Consider the following 16,642-nt stretch of genomic DNA (forward strand, 5'->3'; position numbering starts at 1 on the left):
TTAGAAGGACCTTCAGAATCTGAAGGTCCTTTTTTCGTGAATACTTTCTATTTATCAGGGCGATACAGGCATGCTGGACTTCGAGACATTACCTACTTCATCTACAGCAATTACAGTAATAGAGACCAACTCATTGTCAGGAATCTGTAATTCAATTCCTTCATGTTCGACTGTCTTCAGTACGAGTTCTTCATTCATGTACACCCAGTATTCTTTGACGCCTATATTATCCTTTGATTCATCCCATTGTAGAACGGCTGCACCAGCATTCTTCGTGATCCCTACATGAGCAGGAGCAGTAGGAGCAATTAAGTCAGGCATTACAAATTCGGCGGGGAATTTCAGCCCCTGAATAACACTCTGCCTGGCATCTATCTTGTCAGCAAATTCATTGGTTAAAAGAGTACTGGCATTAATGGTTTTGGTAGATGCAGTTTGGCCAGGAGTTAACCCGAGCACGGTTACAGGAACCAAGGCATCCCTTGATGTTCCATTACCCAGTTGCCCACCACTATTGCTGCCCCAAGTCTTCACCACGTTACCGTCAATCACCGCATTATGGCTTACACCTGCATCCATGTCTTTGGTAGTGCTGATCGTTGAAACTGTTACAGGTATTGAAGTAGCACCTGTACTGTTATTGCCCAACTGTCCTGAAGCATTGTAGCCCCAGCTGTAGACAGCAGAATCCTTCTTTGCAATGCTGTGATACATGCCTGCGGAAATCTGTGTAATCCCGTTAACAGAAGATACGTTTACAGGATTGAAACGATCCGAATATGTTTTATCGCCAAGCTGGCCATATGAATTACTCCCCCATGCCCAGACGGTCCCATCAGTCTTCAGCGCAAGAGCATGATAGAAACCTGCAGAAACACTGCTTACATTGAGCAACGTGTTAATCTTAACTGGAACCATTGAATCTGTTGTAGAACCGTTGCCAAGCTGGCCATTCATATTCGTCCCCCATGCCCAGACGGTACCGTCAGTCTTAACCGCAAGACTGTAGAACATGCCTGCGCTTATCGCTTTCACCCCACTGAGTGAAGGTATCTTTGTAGGAACATATTTATTACCGGTAGTTCCAAGACCCAATTCACCAAAGTAATTTGATCCCCACGCCCACACTGTTCCGTCACTCTTCAGCGCCAGTGCGTGCGTATGACCTGCAGATATAGCTGTAACAGAGTTGAAATTCTCAATTTTGAGCGGCAAATATTGTTGGGATGACAGGTCTGTATTGGCGAGTTGTCCCATGGAGTTATCACCCCACCCCCATACTGTGCCATCACTTTTCAACGACAATCCGTAAGAACCACCAGCGGAGATGGCTGTCATCGATGACAGATTCACAGTCTGTGAGGCCGTATACGAAGTAGACAATGTGCCATTTCCTAATTGTCCTCTATAGTTGCTGCCCCATGCCCATACAGAACCATCGCTCTTAAGGGCGTAGGTTTGATCGGATCCCGCGGAGATCGCCATTGGCGCGGAAGCCTCCATCGTTACCGAAACCTCATTGCTAGAGGCCGAAATATTGTTGGCATAGTCCCTCGCCTTAATAGAGAATGTATACGTTGTTCCAGGCGCAAGACCTGTAGCCGTGTACCCGGTTACTGAATCAATCGAGTTCCCGTCAACAGGAAGTGCCTGAATCAGATTTGTCCCCCGATAGACTAGATAATCTTTGATGCCGTGATTATCAGAAGCTTCGTCCCAAGACAGCACAGCTGTAGTTGCTGTTTTACCCGCAGTGATCAAGTGGGCTGGTGCAGCAGGAACCAGCGTATCGACCGGATAACTTATTCCGCTTACTATCGTACGGGTACGCTGCGGGGTCAAATTGCCTGTACCCAATTGAGCGTCATCATTAACCCCCCATGCCCAAAGTGAGCCATCCATTTTTACAGCAAAGTTGTAAAACTCAGCAGCTTCAATATCGGCAATTCCATCCAAATGCGCAGCTCGAACAGGGACAAGTCTGTTCTGCACAATAGTGCCATCTCCCAATTCACCCTGTGCATTGTCCCCCCAGCTCCAGACCTTGCCTTCACCAGTTAACGCCAGATTATGAGCATAAGAGGAAGATATTTTGATAATATTGCTCAGATTCTGAACCTTTGCCGGGGCAGGAGCATCATAAGTTGATCCGTTTCCAAGCTGACCATTTGCATTGAAGCCCCAGGTCCACACAGTTCCGTCCTTCTTCAGAGCAGCCCCATGCATATAGGAGAAATCAATCTGAATAATATTTGCCAGCCCCTGAATCTGCAAAGGGATAAGCTGCTTATATTCAGCAGTTGGATTATAACCAAGAATTCCTCTGGAGCCATCTCCCCAGATCCATACCGTACCATCTTCTTTTAGCGCCATAGTGTTGTAATATCCGCCAGCAATCGAAACAACCGAACTCAATCCGCTGACCTGCACAGGAGTAGCTGAGCTATTGATCGTCCCAGTACCCAGTTGTCCGAAACCGTTATTTCCCCAAGTCCAGACCGTCCCATCCTCTTTCAAGGCAACAAAGTGTCCGAGACCGGATGAGATAGACACAATGTGATCAAGTCCGGCTACAGCCTTCAAGGATAAATTAATGCCGTAGCTATCCTGTCCCCAGGTCCACACGGTCCCATCGGCACGCAGCCCAATATTCTGGGTCAATCCGGATGAAATCATAGAAAAACCATCAAGCGCTGAAATTCTTGTAGCGGTATTGCGGGTGGTAAATGTTCCATCCCCAAGTTGCCCTCTGTTATTAAGACCCCAGCCCCAGACTTCTCCTTGATTATTTAAGGCAAAGCTATGATCACGGTATCCGGATACCGCAATGCTGCTGGTGAAGAAGATTAGAGGAACTGTTTCTTCAGATACATTCCCCGCATTATCGATAGAAACTACAGTAATGGAGTACTTTTCGTTCGGGCGAAGATTCTCCAGCTTAATCTGCCGATCCTTCGTGATGCCGAGCAGCTCTTCTCCGTTCAGTATTTCATACTCATTCATTCCTGACAGGCCATCTGAACCAACTGTCCAGCGGATTAGGGCCGAAGTTCCAAATTGATTGATTTTAAAAACATTCGCTGGCGCAATTGGCGGAGTTAAATCGATTTTAACGGCCCCTTCAGCAGTTGGACTTACATTTCCCGCCATGTCAATCGTCCGAGCATAAACCTGGGTGATCCCTTCTCCACGGACAGGAAATGAATTAACGTATTCACTCCACTCAGTGGCCCCACCAACCTTGTAATCGTAGCCTCGGACTAGACTCTCTGCATCTGTTCCACCATCCAGGCTGACATAGACCGGTTCATTCGTCCAATCAGATGTGCTAAGACTAATTACTGGAACTGTCGGAGATACTTTATCAAACTGCAATGTATATTCAGCTACCACACTGCTGTTTCCAGCGTAGTCCAGTGTCCGGGCATATATATTGGTCTGCCCATCTCCACTTACTTCTACAGGCTGCGTATAATCGAGCCATTCTCCGGAGTTTCCTACACGATACTGTGATTTCAGCGTACCGCTCTGACTATCAATACCATCCGTTATAGTAACAGTGAAGGTGGAGTTGCTCCAGACATCCGGACTAATCTTGAAGTCAGGAGAAGACGGAGGCTCCATATCTACACTGATTTTGGTTTTTTTCGCTTTTTCCACGTTACCGTCTATATCCGCGGATCGATAATGAATGATTGTGTTAGCACCCTCAACGGCAAAAGGAGTAATGTACCGGTTCCAGTTCTGTCCCGCATTTAGGCTGTATTCTGAATATTGTATCCCCGAATGTGCATCGTTTGCGTTCAGGGAAACTGTAACAGCGCTGGTGTAATAAGAATTCTGTCCTAACGTCCCATTCACAGTAACGGATGTTTCAGGAGGGAAATTATCTTTCTTTATCGTAAAAGAAACTTCTTTGGGTGCTTCGTTATTGTTATTTAGTCCAAGAGACTGATAAAGAATATGATATACTCTTTTGTCCGAGAATGAGAGCGGTTGACTGTAGGTCAGCCAAGATCCTCCATCATCCAGACTATACAAGGTTGAAGAAACTCCGGAACCCGGGTTCTGAACGGAAAGCCCAAGCTCTACTGTCCCATAATAAATTCCGTTAACATTAAGATTGCCTTTGAGCAGGTGTCCGGTTACCGGGGCACCCTCGGCGGCTGCCGCCGAAGGTGTTCCAGTTCCAATACCGGGGATAAGAAGCGTGAAGACAAGGACAAAGCTTATGATCAATGTAAAAGACCGCTTTAATGAGTACATTTCATTCCTCCGTACGCTTCAATTTAATTTGAGTTAAGTCAACTTCATGCCAAGAATATCCAAGGAGGATAGGAGGGATATACACAGGTTTTCCCCATTTATACTTCAAATCCAGCATTAGTTCTCCCAGCCACATTTCTCCTTGTTCATCGAACTGCATTTTCCATTTTCCGCTTTCAACGGCCTTGCCTTGGTTCATTCTTTGCTCAGCTTCAGTATAAGTAAATTCCATACCTTTGTTATTCTCAATGGTCAGCAGTGCTGCTTCATATTTACGTTTCTGTTCTCGCTCCATTTCCTCTGTGAACTCCGAATCATATACGACAGAGAAATCCAGACCCTGTAATTGGTGTTTTTCAATAATTGTTCTGAATGATTCTGTAACGTAAACTCTAGTTGCTGCCAATTCTTTAATTTTGAACATATAAGTATTTTCAGGGACTTTAGCAAAGTCAAATACCAAATCATCAAAACCTAAAAAATACTTCTCTTTGAACCATTTGGCCTTCGACTTCTGCCAATCCACACAGTCTAAAATATTGGTAACATTAATCATAAATATATCAAACTCATTATGCATGAGAGGAAGAAACTCCACCTCATGTGCTGTATATGGCTTAAGTATTTGCATAACCCTTTCAGATACTACAGGTTTTCCATTTACAAAATGTGGGAATTCATTAAAAGACTTTTCTTTATGTGTCTGCAATTCAACGGGTTGCCAAGTATAGGCTAAGATTTGTCCCTCAAAATCAGTATTAATAGAATGAGATGAATGTCCTTCAACACTATCACTCATAATCAGAGTAGTAGTTATGGAGTAATTAACTTTAAATTCATATATTTTCACTTAAACACCCCATTTTTCAATTTTCTATTTCCTTAAATATTTTCAATTTCCCACTTAAAAGCGACTCCCTTAGACCATTCAGTATTTCAATTGCTGCTAATTGCGCTTCCTTAGGATCTGTGATTTTCTTTACTGGCCTCAGTGCATCTCTAACGGTCTCAAAGTAATCCTCAGCATGGTCGGTGTTATGAGTAGAGACTAAATACTTTCCGTCTTCCAGTGATAGTGTAGACGGGGATGTCTTTAGTTTTGCTGGAGGCAAGTAGACACCATTTGCTGATGAATTAATATCAATGTTAACATTCGCCAGAATATCTCTTGCTTCCTGTGCTGCTTGTGACGGTTCTTTTGCAGGAACTAGATGATGCGCTTCCCAGTTAGGCTCTTTTTTAATATTCGTAGCTGCCTTCAATTCTGCATTTAGAATTGCCGAGTTCCCCCCAGTAGTTCGTTTAGATAATCTATGAGGTACTACCTTAGCATAATTAGACAATTCACAAGCTGCAATTGTATTATGCGTTAAAAGGCCCAGCGCCGAGACATAAAAAGTGTGATATCCTTCTACTTCAAAATTGTAAACTCTTGATTCTTTATCGCTTAATTCAACAGACTCTAAAACAACAGCAGTGCCTGTTTGTGTCTCTAATAAATCCCCAGAAGTTAACTCGTCAGCGGTTACCCAGCCTTTTCCTATCACCCAAAACGGATGGTTACCTGTGCTTTGAATTATTTTACCTTGAATTCCAAGATTATAAATCTCGGTATTTTCCCTGCTAAATAAATTCACGACAGGTTTATAGGCTTGTTTGCCGGTATCCGTATCTTTAGCCAATACAAGATCGCCAATCTGAATCTGTTCTATTGGCTTGGGTCCATCTTTGGTAATAATCTCCGTTCCTTCAGGAACGCATCCGCAGGGGTTCAATTTATAGACTAGTTCAACACGTTTAGCTGCGGTATATGAAATTTTCTTTCCCACTGTCACAAAATTACCTACGAATGGGACGATAGCTCCGGCTGACAATAAGGCGTCAATATAATCACCATTCACAAAGTAAATCACGCCATTAATTGCATCAGCACCTTCACCAAGTATCGGTATCATCCCAACAAAGCTCAAGGTACACTGTAATCGCACTTTGGCTGTACCTTCACTGCATGTGGCTAGTGCTAACGCGCCAGCACCAAATTGCTGGATACCTGTCAACCCGTATACTTCTGCAAACCATGTTCCATATGTCAGGTCATAGGAATGATCATTAGGGTGCAAAATATAGCGTTCAAAATAGTTTTTGCATGCTTTACAAGGATCCGTTTTAGAGGTAATCTTTTTACCTTTTTCCGTGGTCGGAGGCAGCGGAATAATATTCAGCCCGTTTAACGGATCGTTGATTACCTGCACCAGGAATTCTTGAGTTTGTTTCTTCTTACTACCTTCCAGACGTGATACAAAAATCTTATAATAACCATCCTTCGCCCAGTACTGAGGCGTTCCTGAGATTACATCAGTATAATTCGCATACCAATATTTATCTGCAGACTTGGAATCAACCGCTCCATTCCAGGAAATGTCGGTTAGTGTATTCTTGTTAAAACTTCCTCCCTTGGTATATTCATAAACACTTATCCCATTTGCTAAATTAGCTGTTCTGATCTCTACCTTAAGGTTAGTATTGTTTGCCTTATTTTTATATTGAACTTTAACAGAACCTTTATTACCAGGCGTAGCATCAAAGCTTTTCACTGCGCTTGCTTTTTGAGCACGCAAGACAGACATGAACTCATTTTCACCCTGTGTGTACTCAATAATATTTATATCCGCTGACAACTCATACTCAAATTTTGAAAAACCCCAAGCGGGACCTTCCCAACCGCTCTGGATCTTCAGATAATATGTCCCGGCATCCAGATCAAACGACATCTGCCCATCAGCACTGAAGTAGCCTCTGATATTTCCGTGGGGATCCTCAATGGTCCCGTCACCCTGAGACAGATACAAGCTGATCTGATCGGGGGCAGTCAAATCTATTTTATAATAATCGGTATCGTACAAGGATGAAATTGCGAGTGGAGCACCTTGTGAATCTGTAGTTACTAATTCACCAAAGGGTAAGTTCACCGCAGAACCCGCAGTGTTATGCCCCATTTCTTCCACTGCAAACCGCGTTTGCAATCCGTTGATTGAGCCGAAGCTTCGCAGAGCGACATAGTAAGTCGTCCCCGCAGTTAAGTTCACTTCCAGTTTCGAGAAATGTTCACCGTACGGTCTGTAATCACGGGCATCATCATTGGAGTCAAGCAAATTCTGAAGATCTGTGTCCGTATATAAGGCTATTTCGGTATCGTTCAGCTCCGAAGTCGCCTGATAGTTGGAAGTGAAGAAGCGGTATTGGCCTGTCGCCGCAGGCGTGAATTGCAAATAAGCTTCTTCACCACTGGTCTTGGATAAGTCGATTGGTATCCCGGTGTTCAGGGAGGTAAATGCAGTTTGTCCAGCTGAAGTGACCAGCAGCCGTGCATACGTTTTGCCGCCATTCACTTCATCTACACGAATGTAATACGGAACACCCGCACTGAGATTCACAGTCACCTCTGAGAACACGGAGTCTGCTTTATCGTCGTTATAGCCGCCGGTAATTGTTTCTTCCATATCTACACTCGCAAATATAGAGAGATCCGTATCGTTAGCCTTCGAACTTGCGCTTCCGCCATAGCGGTTAGTGTTTATTCTGAATTTACCGGTATTCGCCGGAACGAAGACGTATACATTGCTGTTACCAGCCTGTTCGTTAATATCAACTGCATGATCCTGCTGAATGTAAGGAATGCTTGAGCTGATGACATCCGCAGTAATTCTCGTACGCAAAGCGGTTGTATCAAAACCATTTACTTTGACATAGTAAGTCTGTCCGCCAATCAGGCTGACTCGGATCTCCGAGAAGACCGTGTCATTCGTATCATCATTCACTGCAAGCTGCTTACCCAGCTGCAGATTATTATATATTGAAAGTTCGGTATCCACGGCAGGGCCACTGCCTTGGTACGGACTGGTAAAAATCCGGTACACCCCGGTTGTAGCCGGCTTGAAGCTGAACAGCTGAGTGCTGCGGGAGGCCTGATTTACATCCTGCGGCTGATATACAATTAGTTCCGGCAAGGTAGTAGAAGCCTGAACAGAGGCATAAGCGCTGGTACCTTCCGGATACACTGCGGCTACTTCCAGGAGATAGCCTTGTGAGGATATCAAGTTTAGAAAGGTGTATGAATTGACGCTTGAGGTACCTTTATCTACTCCGTTAATCCGAAGTTTATAGAGTACAGCCCCAGGCATCGCATCCCAGGTCAGCTTGATGCTGTTAGCATACTCTGTCTTTTCCAGACCAGTAGGAACTGCAAAAGGCTGTGCTTCAATGGCCCCTAAAATTAAAGTATACGGTGAGGAGCTGAACTGGCCGCTGAATCCGGTGACCTTAAGATAATAGACTTCATCTTTGGTTATTTGTAAATCCACATGCTCTGCTGCACCTGTACCATTAGAGGAGCTCCATATAGGAAGTCCCGATGCGGTATAAATATCTAGTTCATAATCTACCGTCGAGGGAATGGTTAGCCCGATAGGAATTTGTCCAGTCTCCTCAGCTGTCAGCTTGTAGTAATCCACATCACTGGCTGAGGAAATATAAGAGATATAACTATTCTCCGGGAATACATTTTTGGCGGTTATAACGGTGTCATTAGGTTCAAAAGTATCTTGCCCTATGCCTGCTTCAGTCACATAAACAGTAAACTGATAATCATATAACCCTGAAGGTACTGCAGGAAATTTGTATTTGATTGTATACGTACCGGTAGGCGTAGAGGAAGAAGTCTGCCAAGTATAGGGAATATCCTTGTCCAGCTCGACTCCGGTTATCGTTTTACTTGCAATGACTTGAAGCGGATTGGAGGCGGAAGTAACCTCCACATCAACCCGTTGATGCGGGTTCTCCCCATGCTCATCTCCTTCCAGCTTTAGGGAGACTGTAACCGATTCCCCAGGATGGATAGAAGCGCCGTCATTCTTAGGATCATAAGAGGCAATTCCTATTTCACTATCTGGATTAGAAGGAATGATTGTATTAAGCCCTGAGAGATTTTCTTCTGATAAAGGGGCAATTGAACCTGTAATGACTCCTTCTGCTTTAGCAATATTAATAATACCGTGACCGGCTTCATGTGATGTTTCGAGTGGTGTCGCTGTTTCATATAACTTGTCAATAACTTGCTGTCCACTGAGCGACGGATGGTGAGACCAGAATAATGCTGCAGCTCCCGTGACATGTGCAGCTGCGTTGGACGTTCCGGAGGAAACACCGTACCCACCATTCATCATCGTGCTCATTACACCAAAGCCCGGTGCTACAAGATCAAGCTCATCGCCTGTAGCCGAGAAGTCCGTACGGTGGTGTGATGACTCTATCGCTCCGACCGCAACAACCTCAGGGTATTTAGCAGGATATTGCACGGTGTCCTCTCCGGAACCGTTATTGCCTGCCGCAGCCACAATAATGATTCCGGCAGAGCTTGCCTTTTGTATGGCTTTGTGCAGTAATTCACTATATTGAGCAGATACAAAACTCATATTAATCATATTGATATCATGATCGATAGCCCATTCGATTCCCTGAATGACCGAACTTGTATATCCGTCGCCGGAGGAGTCCGCCACTTTTACCGCGTAAAGTTCGGTCTCCGATGCAGCACCTACTACACCAAATGAATTATCCAAGGCGGCAATCGTACCGGCAATATGTGTTCCATGCCCCTTCTCATCCCCGTAATCCGGGGAATTGTCCACATAACTAATTCCACCTGCAATACTCAGGTCAGGATGGTTAGATACTCCCGTATCAAAGACCGCCACTTTAATCCGGCTATCCCCTGAACCCACAGCTTGTCTGGTTATATATGAGCCTGTGGAATGGATGCCCCAAGGAATCGTTTGTGAGCTTTCCTTGATCGGCTGCTCTTCCACCTGTGTGAGTGCCTTCTCTTCCGCAATTTGTATCGGTTTGTCTTCTTCAACTGCAGCAACCATTGGATTTGCAAGCAACTGGTTGACTTCTTCCGGATGCAATTCCATATACAGTGCATTGGCACTCTCCAGGCCCTTCACATGATATAGATTAACTTTGTGTGCAAGATCCTCATTGTTTTGCTGCTTTCTCATCTCCGCGAAAGTGCTCAGATTTACAGCACTATCCGTAAAACCAGCCTCAAGTGTTTCTGCATACACACTGTAAACTACACTTGAGACACTTACAGGATAATCTTTTTTCAAGCTGACTAAATATCTTCCCCGTATACTTTTACTGTATGTATCTTGTGTTACTGTCATAGCAGACAGAATTTCACTAACTGCATCGTTTGTACTTTTCGAGACCAATGGCACTGATTCAACAGTTTCGAGCGACGGCTTATTCTCAGTGAGGAGGCCACTTTCAGCAGCTCCTGTAGCAGTAGCATAGCCCGACATCTGGCTGACATTACCAAGCAAGATAGATAAAACTAAAAATAAAGTGACTATCTTCTTCAAACAAATTTCCTCCTATTAAATAGATTTCCCTCCTAATACACCACTTAGAAAGGATAATCTTTCAACAAAAACCTAACAACAATTAAAATTGTATTATTATGTAATTTTATGTCGAAAAATGACGCAATTCAAAAGATACTACTAAAGACATGCGCCGCAGGCTGGTGGCTATTGTAGTTTCATGGCCCTTGAACCCTATTTTTTGTTACTTGCTGGCAACCCGCTGTCACAAAAATGCCAAAAAGCCCTGCAACGAAATTCTGCAGAGCTGAATACATTCATCCAATATACTAATATCAACTATCAATTGAAGCTGTCAATTTCACATTTCTCCACCTCATGCCAGGTATAGCCAAGCAGAATCGGCGGGATATACACCGGTCTCCCCCACCGGTATATCAGCTCCAGTGTCAATTCTCCCAGCCAAAATTCACCGTCATCATCAAACTGCATTCTCCATTTTCCGCTGCCCACAGCCTGACCTTGATCCATTCTTTGCTCTGCTTCTGTATAGATGAACTCCTCACCCTTGTTTCTCTCAATGACCAGCAGAGCTTCTTCATATTTAAGCTGCCGTTCTTGCTCCATTTCCTCTGTGAACTCCGAATCGTATACGACAGAGAAGTCCAGACCTGGCAATTGATAATCTTCTATAAGCTCTCTGAATAATTAAGTAACAAACACTTTTGTTGTCGCAGCTCTTCCGTTTTGAACAGATATGTATTTTTCGGGATTTTAGCAAAATCAAATACCAGTTTATCAAAACGCATAAAATACTATTCATAAAGCCATTGTGCTTCCGAACGCTGCCAGTCCACACAATCCAAAATATTCGTTACATTCATCAAATAAAGTTCAAACTCATTATGTAAAAGGGGACGGAACTCAACCTCAGTAGGTGTATGAGGCTTAAGAATTTGCATAACCTTTTCGGAGACTATTGGTTTCTCGGGTATCAGATACGGAAATTCAAAATTTTCTGCGTTTATAAGTCTGCATTTCAGCGGGCTGCAAATCTCGGGCTAGATTTTGTCCTTTAAAGTCACTTCGAATAGGATGAGACGAAAGTGCGTCACGATTTTTCATAATTAATGTAGTTGTGTTGGAATGGTTAACCTTTAATTCATATACCTTCATTCATGCACCTCAGTTTTTATTCAATAAATTATCGTCAAATAATCAGATCCAGAATTTTACTTAACAAGAATAAACATATTATCAAATACACTCAACTACAAAATTTGTAAAATCTCAGCTGTATCTTGCCGAATTCATTCACAATCTGAAAAACATATCCCAAAGGCTGGAGCAGAGAGTTATAACTTGGCACTTGTCCCCTATTGATTTCAGCTTCCTATTCAGAACGTTTATGCAGACACCAAAAAAGGGAGTATCCCAAAACCACGAAATGGCTGGAACACTCCCTTTATTATCATTGATTAGACTTAGCTCAACAAAGCAAGTAGAACAGGATCGCACAATCCCCGAGTTACTCCGTAATCTTACTCTGATTAGCCACCTCGCGCGCTTTCTCCTGTACCTCTTCCGGCTCGCCGAGATAGAAGCGGCTGATCGGCTTCACATCATCATCCAGCTTGTAGACCAGCGGGACGCCGGTTGGAATATTGAGATCCAGCAGCGCCGTCTCATCAATATCCTCCATGTATTTGATCAGGGCCCGCAGCGTATTGCCATGCGCCGAGATCAGGACGCGTTCCTTCTTGCGGATCAGCGGCACAATCCGGTTGCCCCAGAAATCGCCGACCCGGTGCACGGTATCCTCCAGGCTCTCTCCGCGCGGAATATCGCCGGGACGCACTTCCTTGTAGCGGATATCATTTCTGGCATAACGCGGATCATCCGGCTCCAGCATCGGTGGCCGGACCGAGAGGCTGCGCCGCCAGATATGGAGCTGCTCCTCGCCGTATTTCAGTGCGGTTTCACTTTTGCTGAGGCCCTGCAGCGCTCCGTAATGGCGCTCATTCAGCTTCCACGATTTCTGCACGGGAATCCACAGCAGGTCCATCTCATCCAGCACATAGTTTAGTGTCTTAATTGAACGCTTCAGCACCGAGGCGAATGCAAGATCGAACGTGTATCCCGCATCCTTCAGCAGCTTGCCTGCTTTCTTCGCCTCGTCCACACCCTTCTCCGTCAGATCGGGATCACTCCAGCCCGTAAACAGGTTCTGCCGGTTGTATTCACTCTCTCCATGCCGTATCAGTACTATTTCGTACATAAGTTCTCTCCTTCTCCCGTGTGTTTATTCAACTGCTCTTAGCGGCAGCTTCTCAGATCTTATGCGGTTCATCCTTATATTCTGTCACAGACAGATGCTCTCTTCAACTTTACGTCCCCAGCTTCCCTGCAGCCATTGTAATAGAAGAAACGGCCCCGCCTTGAATGGGCGGGCCGTTCCGTCAGAAGTCTATATTATCTATTCCCCAAAAAGCCCTGCCGGTAATCCGGCAGGACTGGCCTTCTCCCGCCTGGACGAGAAGAGCTTACTTACTGTTTCCGCTGTACTCCCGGGTCACCGGGCCATCCAGCCGGATTCGGGCGCGCTGGTTGTCAGCGTATTTCCGACGGGCTTTTCCCGGTATGCTGCTTGAACTGGCGGCTGAAGAAGAATATATCGCGGTAGCCCAGCGCATCCGCCACCTCAGTCACATTCATACCGGCGTACAGCAAGAGATGCTGGGCCCGTTCAATCCGGGTGCGGATCACATAGGACTGAACCGAGGAGCCGGTGATCTCTTTGAACTTGATCGAGAAGTAACGCGGCGACAGCCCTGCCCGTGCGGCCAGATCCTCCACCCGGTGCGCAGCCCCTGGATGCTGGCTGACATAGTTAGCCACCTCGTGGATCACCTCAGCCAGCTGGTTGCTGACATGGCGCTCGATTGGCACGACCTGGTCCTGCCGCAGCAGATGAATCATCAGCTGCTTCAGGATCAGGCGGCCTTCTTCCTCTGCAGCGTAGGTCTGCACCAGGAACAGGCGGACGTAACGGGCCAGCAGATGCTCGAACTCCACGGTCTCCGTCAGTTCGTGATAAGGCGCAGGAATCTCCGTCACCTCTTCAGCGACATCGAAATGAATATATGTAAGCACAAGCGGTTTCTGCGGATTATGTGTAGCACTGGTGTGATCCCCCGGGCGGAACAGGAAGCAGCTTCCCTTCCCCACCTGATAGGGCACCCCGCTGCGCACAACGGTTCCCTCCCCGCTCCAGACATAGAACAAATCATAATTTTGCAGCGGCTTCTCTCTTTTTTGCCACTTCCAGCCCGGTTCACAGACGATCTTCGCCAGGGCCGGGAGGATTACAAAAGAGGATGGCGATGCATGCAGCATATTGGTCCCTCCTAAAGTTTTGTGGGCATGCCTTCCCTGTATTCCTTCGAACAAAACCCGCTTCGGAAGCAAACGCTCAAATTATGCGGAAAGTCCGCTCCTTCGAAATAACTGGCAGTAACACTCGCTTCGAAAGCGTAAGCTTACTTTTCATAATACCTTGTCCGGTTCCCTTTTGTACATCTTCCCCTACCTGCAGGACTGTCCCTATCCCCCCTCTATCTGTTAAAATATAGTAATCATTCTCTATAGATCGGCGGGGAGTATATGGACTACCACTATCTCTTTCACTATTATGATGAATCCACCGGCCCCTTCCGGAATCTGTCTGACCTTTCGCCTCAATCAGCGGAGACGGTGCTGCAGGATATCCGGGAGCAGAATAAGGGCTTTGCCAGCCAGCGTTCCGCCGATTATCTGCAGATCCGCCGCAGCCTTGAACAGAGGGCGAGAGAGCAATTTATCGCCAAAGGAGGCCAGCCGGTCCGCCGGCATCCGCATTACATGACTTTGGGGCAATGCCCCTGGCTGCAGCAGTGGTATCCGGAGGGGATGGAGCTGAAGATCCCGGTTGCGGCCTTCAACCCTGAGCGGATCAGCTTCACCTACGGCGATTTATTTCCCACAATGCGCTATACGGACGGCAAACCTTACCGTGGGCAGGTCTACACACTGAAAGAGATCCTTGAGGTAGTCCGCGAATACGGCCTGCCGCAGAAATGGAACGCAGCAGGAGACTCTGGTCCCGAGCGTTACGTCGAAGTCCAGCTCTGGGAGGAGCCGCCCGGCTTATTCCAAAAGTATTTATGAAAACGCGGCATTCCTCAGTGACGGCGGCAATTCACGGTGATATAATGTTAGGCAATGTTAGCGTATATATCCCAGAAGAATACCGGAAGGATGAAACTGATGAATCCACTGGCTGGACAATTGAATGACAGCATCAAGGCAGGCAATGAACATGTGTACGATATGCTCTCTAATCTCGGCAAAGCAATCTATTTCCCCAAAGAGGGAATCCTGAGCCAGTCTGCAGAAGCGACGGCTCATGCTAAGAAGTATAATGCCACCATCGGTATTGCTACCGAGAACGGGATGCCGATGCACCTTGGCGTTATCCAGGATAAGCTCTCCGCCTACAGCCCCAAAGACCTGTACGGCTACGCGCCTCCTGCAGGCAAGCCGGAGCTGCGCACGGTATGGCGGGAGAAGATGCTGCGGGAGAATCCGTCGCTGGAAGGCAAGTCCTTCAGCAATCCGGTCGTTACGAACGCCCTGACACACGGGCTTAGCATAGTTGCTGACTTGTTCGCAGAACAAGGGGATGCCGTCATCTATCCGGACAAAAACTGGGAGAACTACGAGCTGACCTTCGGCATCCGCCGTCTGACCGAAACCGTTAACTATCCGCTGTTCACCGAAGATATGAGCTTCAACAACGAAGGACTGCTGGATGCGCTGCTGGCCCAGAAGGACCGCGGCAAAGCCATCGTCCTGCTCAATTTCCCTAATAACCCGACAGGGTATACCCCTGGCATTAAAGAAGGCGAAGCCATCGTTGCCGCAATCCTGCGTGCCGCTGAAGAAGGCGTTAATGTCGTAGTCGTCAGCGACGATGCTTATTTCGGACTCTTTTTCGAGGATTCACTGAAGGAATCGCTGTTTGGCAAGCTCGCGAACCTGCACCCCCGTGTGCTGGCAATTAAGATTGACGGAGCTACTAAAGAAGAATTTGTCTGGGGATTCCGCGTTGGCTTCATCACTTACGCTTCCGAGAACAAAGAGCTGCTGGCTGCCCTGGAGCAGAAGACACTCGGCATTATCCGGGCCACCATCTCCAGCGGAGCACATCCGTCCCAGACCTTTGTACTGGATGCGCTGAAGGCGCCGGAATTCGCTTCCCAGAAGGAAGAGAAGTTCCAGATCATGAAGGGCCGGGCCAATAAAGTGAAAGCACTGCTGGACAGCGGCAAATACGGCGACGACGTATGGACTTATTATCCGTTCAACTCCGGGTACTTCATGTGCCTGAAGCTGCTCACCGTGCCGGCTGAAACCTTACGGCTCCACCTGATCCACAATTACGGGCTGGGCACCATCGCCCTCGGTGAAAGTGATCTGCGCATTGCCTTCTCCTGCATCGAAGAGGATCAGCTTGAGGATCTGTTCGATCTGGTCTATGCAGGCATCCGCGATTTGGAGAAAGCCTGATTCCCAGCCTTTGCATACGTTAGTCAGCCCCTGATTTCCGGGGCTGACTTTTTTTGCCCTGCCCTATGGCATTGGCCTATACACGTTCTTCCCTCCGCACATACAATACGATGTACTCAAGTACAACAACTCAAACGCGAAAGGGGAATGAACATGAGCGAAGAAGTTAGAGGCGGATACGGATACGGACACGGTGCATTCACAAGCACAGGCGCAATTCTGGTTCTCTTTATCCTGCTGGTTATTATCAGCCGTTCACTCTTTGTCTAACCGGGAATAAGTCCCTGGAGGGAGCCCAGAGCTCTCTCCGCTCCCCGTGTTGCAGCATTCCCTGTTCCACTTGAAATTAAGAGGGCAACTCCCTCTATATAAAAATGGCCTCA

The 16,642-nt window shown here is 46.5% G+C and carries 9 protein-coding genes; 3 read left to right on the forward strand and 6 right to left on the reverse strand.

Going from position 1 to position 16,642, the window contains the following annotated elements; all coding sequences use genetic code 11:
* Positions 1 to 54: 54 nt before the first annotated feature.
* From QW71_RS38295 to QW71_RS27550, 6 genes are all read right to left on the reverse strand, one after another.
* Positions 55 to 4,041 (reverse strand): OmpL47-type beta-barrel domain-containing protein, encoded by a 3,987-nt coding sequence (locus QW71_RS38295; RefSeq protein ID WP_160311848.1) that lies wholly within the window; start codon positions 4,039 to 4,041, stop codon positions 55 to 57.
* A gap of 226 nt (positions 4,042 to 4,267) precedes the next feature.
* A complete protein-coding gene (locus tag QW71_RS27525; protein WP_039306893.1) occupies positions 4,268 to 5,116 on the reverse strand; it encodes an imm11 family protein in 849 nt (282 codons plus the stop codon).
* A gap of 16 nt (positions 5,117 to 5,132) precedes the next feature.
* Entirely contained in the window at positions 5,133 to 10,691 is a 5,559-nt protein-coding gene (locus tag QW71_RS38300) for a S8 family serine peptidase (protein ID WP_052770305.1), read from the reverse strand.
* Between the two features lie 303 nt (positions 10,692 to 10,994).
* Positions 10,995 to 11,330, reverse strand: a complete 336-nt coding sequence (locus tag QW71_RS27535; RefSeq protein ID WP_039306896.1) for a hypothetical protein — start codon at positions 11,328 to 11,330, stop codon at positions 10,995 to 10,997.
* Between the two features lie 850 nt (positions 11,331 to 12,180).
* Positions 12,181 to 12,930, reverse strand: coding sequence for a 2,3-diphosphoglycerate-dependent phosphoglycerate mutase (gene gpmA, locus QW71_RS27540; RefSeq protein WP_039306898.1), 750 nt, complete (start codon positions 12,928 to 12,930; stop codon positions 12,181 to 12,183).
* Positions 12,931 to 13,262: 332 nt separating this feature from the next.
* Positions 13,263 to 14,048, reverse strand: a complete 786-nt coding sequence (locus tag QW71_RS27550; protein WP_039306903.1) for an AraC family transcriptional regulator — start codon at positions 14,046 to 14,048, stop codon at positions 13,263 to 13,265.
* 267 nt (positions 14,049 to 14,315) lie between these two features.
* Here QW71_RS27550 and QW71_RS27555 point away from each other — a divergent pair, with 267 nt between their 5' ends.
* The 3 genes from QW71_RS27555 (at position 14,316) to QW71_RS41545 (ending at position 16,529) form a co-directional block, all read left to right on the forward strand.
* Positions 14,316 to 14,858 (forward strand): hypothetical protein, encoded by a 543-nt coding sequence (locus tag QW71_RS27555; RefSeq protein ID WP_039306906.1) that lies wholly within the window; start codon positions 14,316 to 14,318, stop codon positions 14,856 to 14,858.
* 99 nt (positions 14,859 to 14,957) lie between these two features.
* A complete protein-coding gene (locus QW71_RS27560) occupies positions 14,958 to 16,259 on the forward strand; it encodes an aminotransferase class I/II-fold pyridoxal phosphate-dependent enzyme (RefSeq protein ID WP_039306909.1) in 1,302 nt (433 codons plus the stop codon).
* A 153-nt stretch (positions 16,260 to 16,412) separates the two neighbouring features.
* Complete coding sequence (locus QW71_RS41545) at positions 16,413 to 16,529, forward strand: YjcZ family sporulation protein (protein ID WP_209994562.1); 117 nt, start codon at positions 16,413 to 16,415, stop codon at positions 16,527 to 16,529.
* Positions 16,530 to 16,642: the final 113 nt, after the last annotated feature.

It is taken from the genome of Paenibacillus sp. IHB B 3415, from assembly GCF_000802655.2.
GTDB lineage: Bacteria > Bacillota > Bacilli > Paenibacillales > Paenibacillaceae > Paenibacillus_AQ > Paenibacillus_AQ phytohabitans.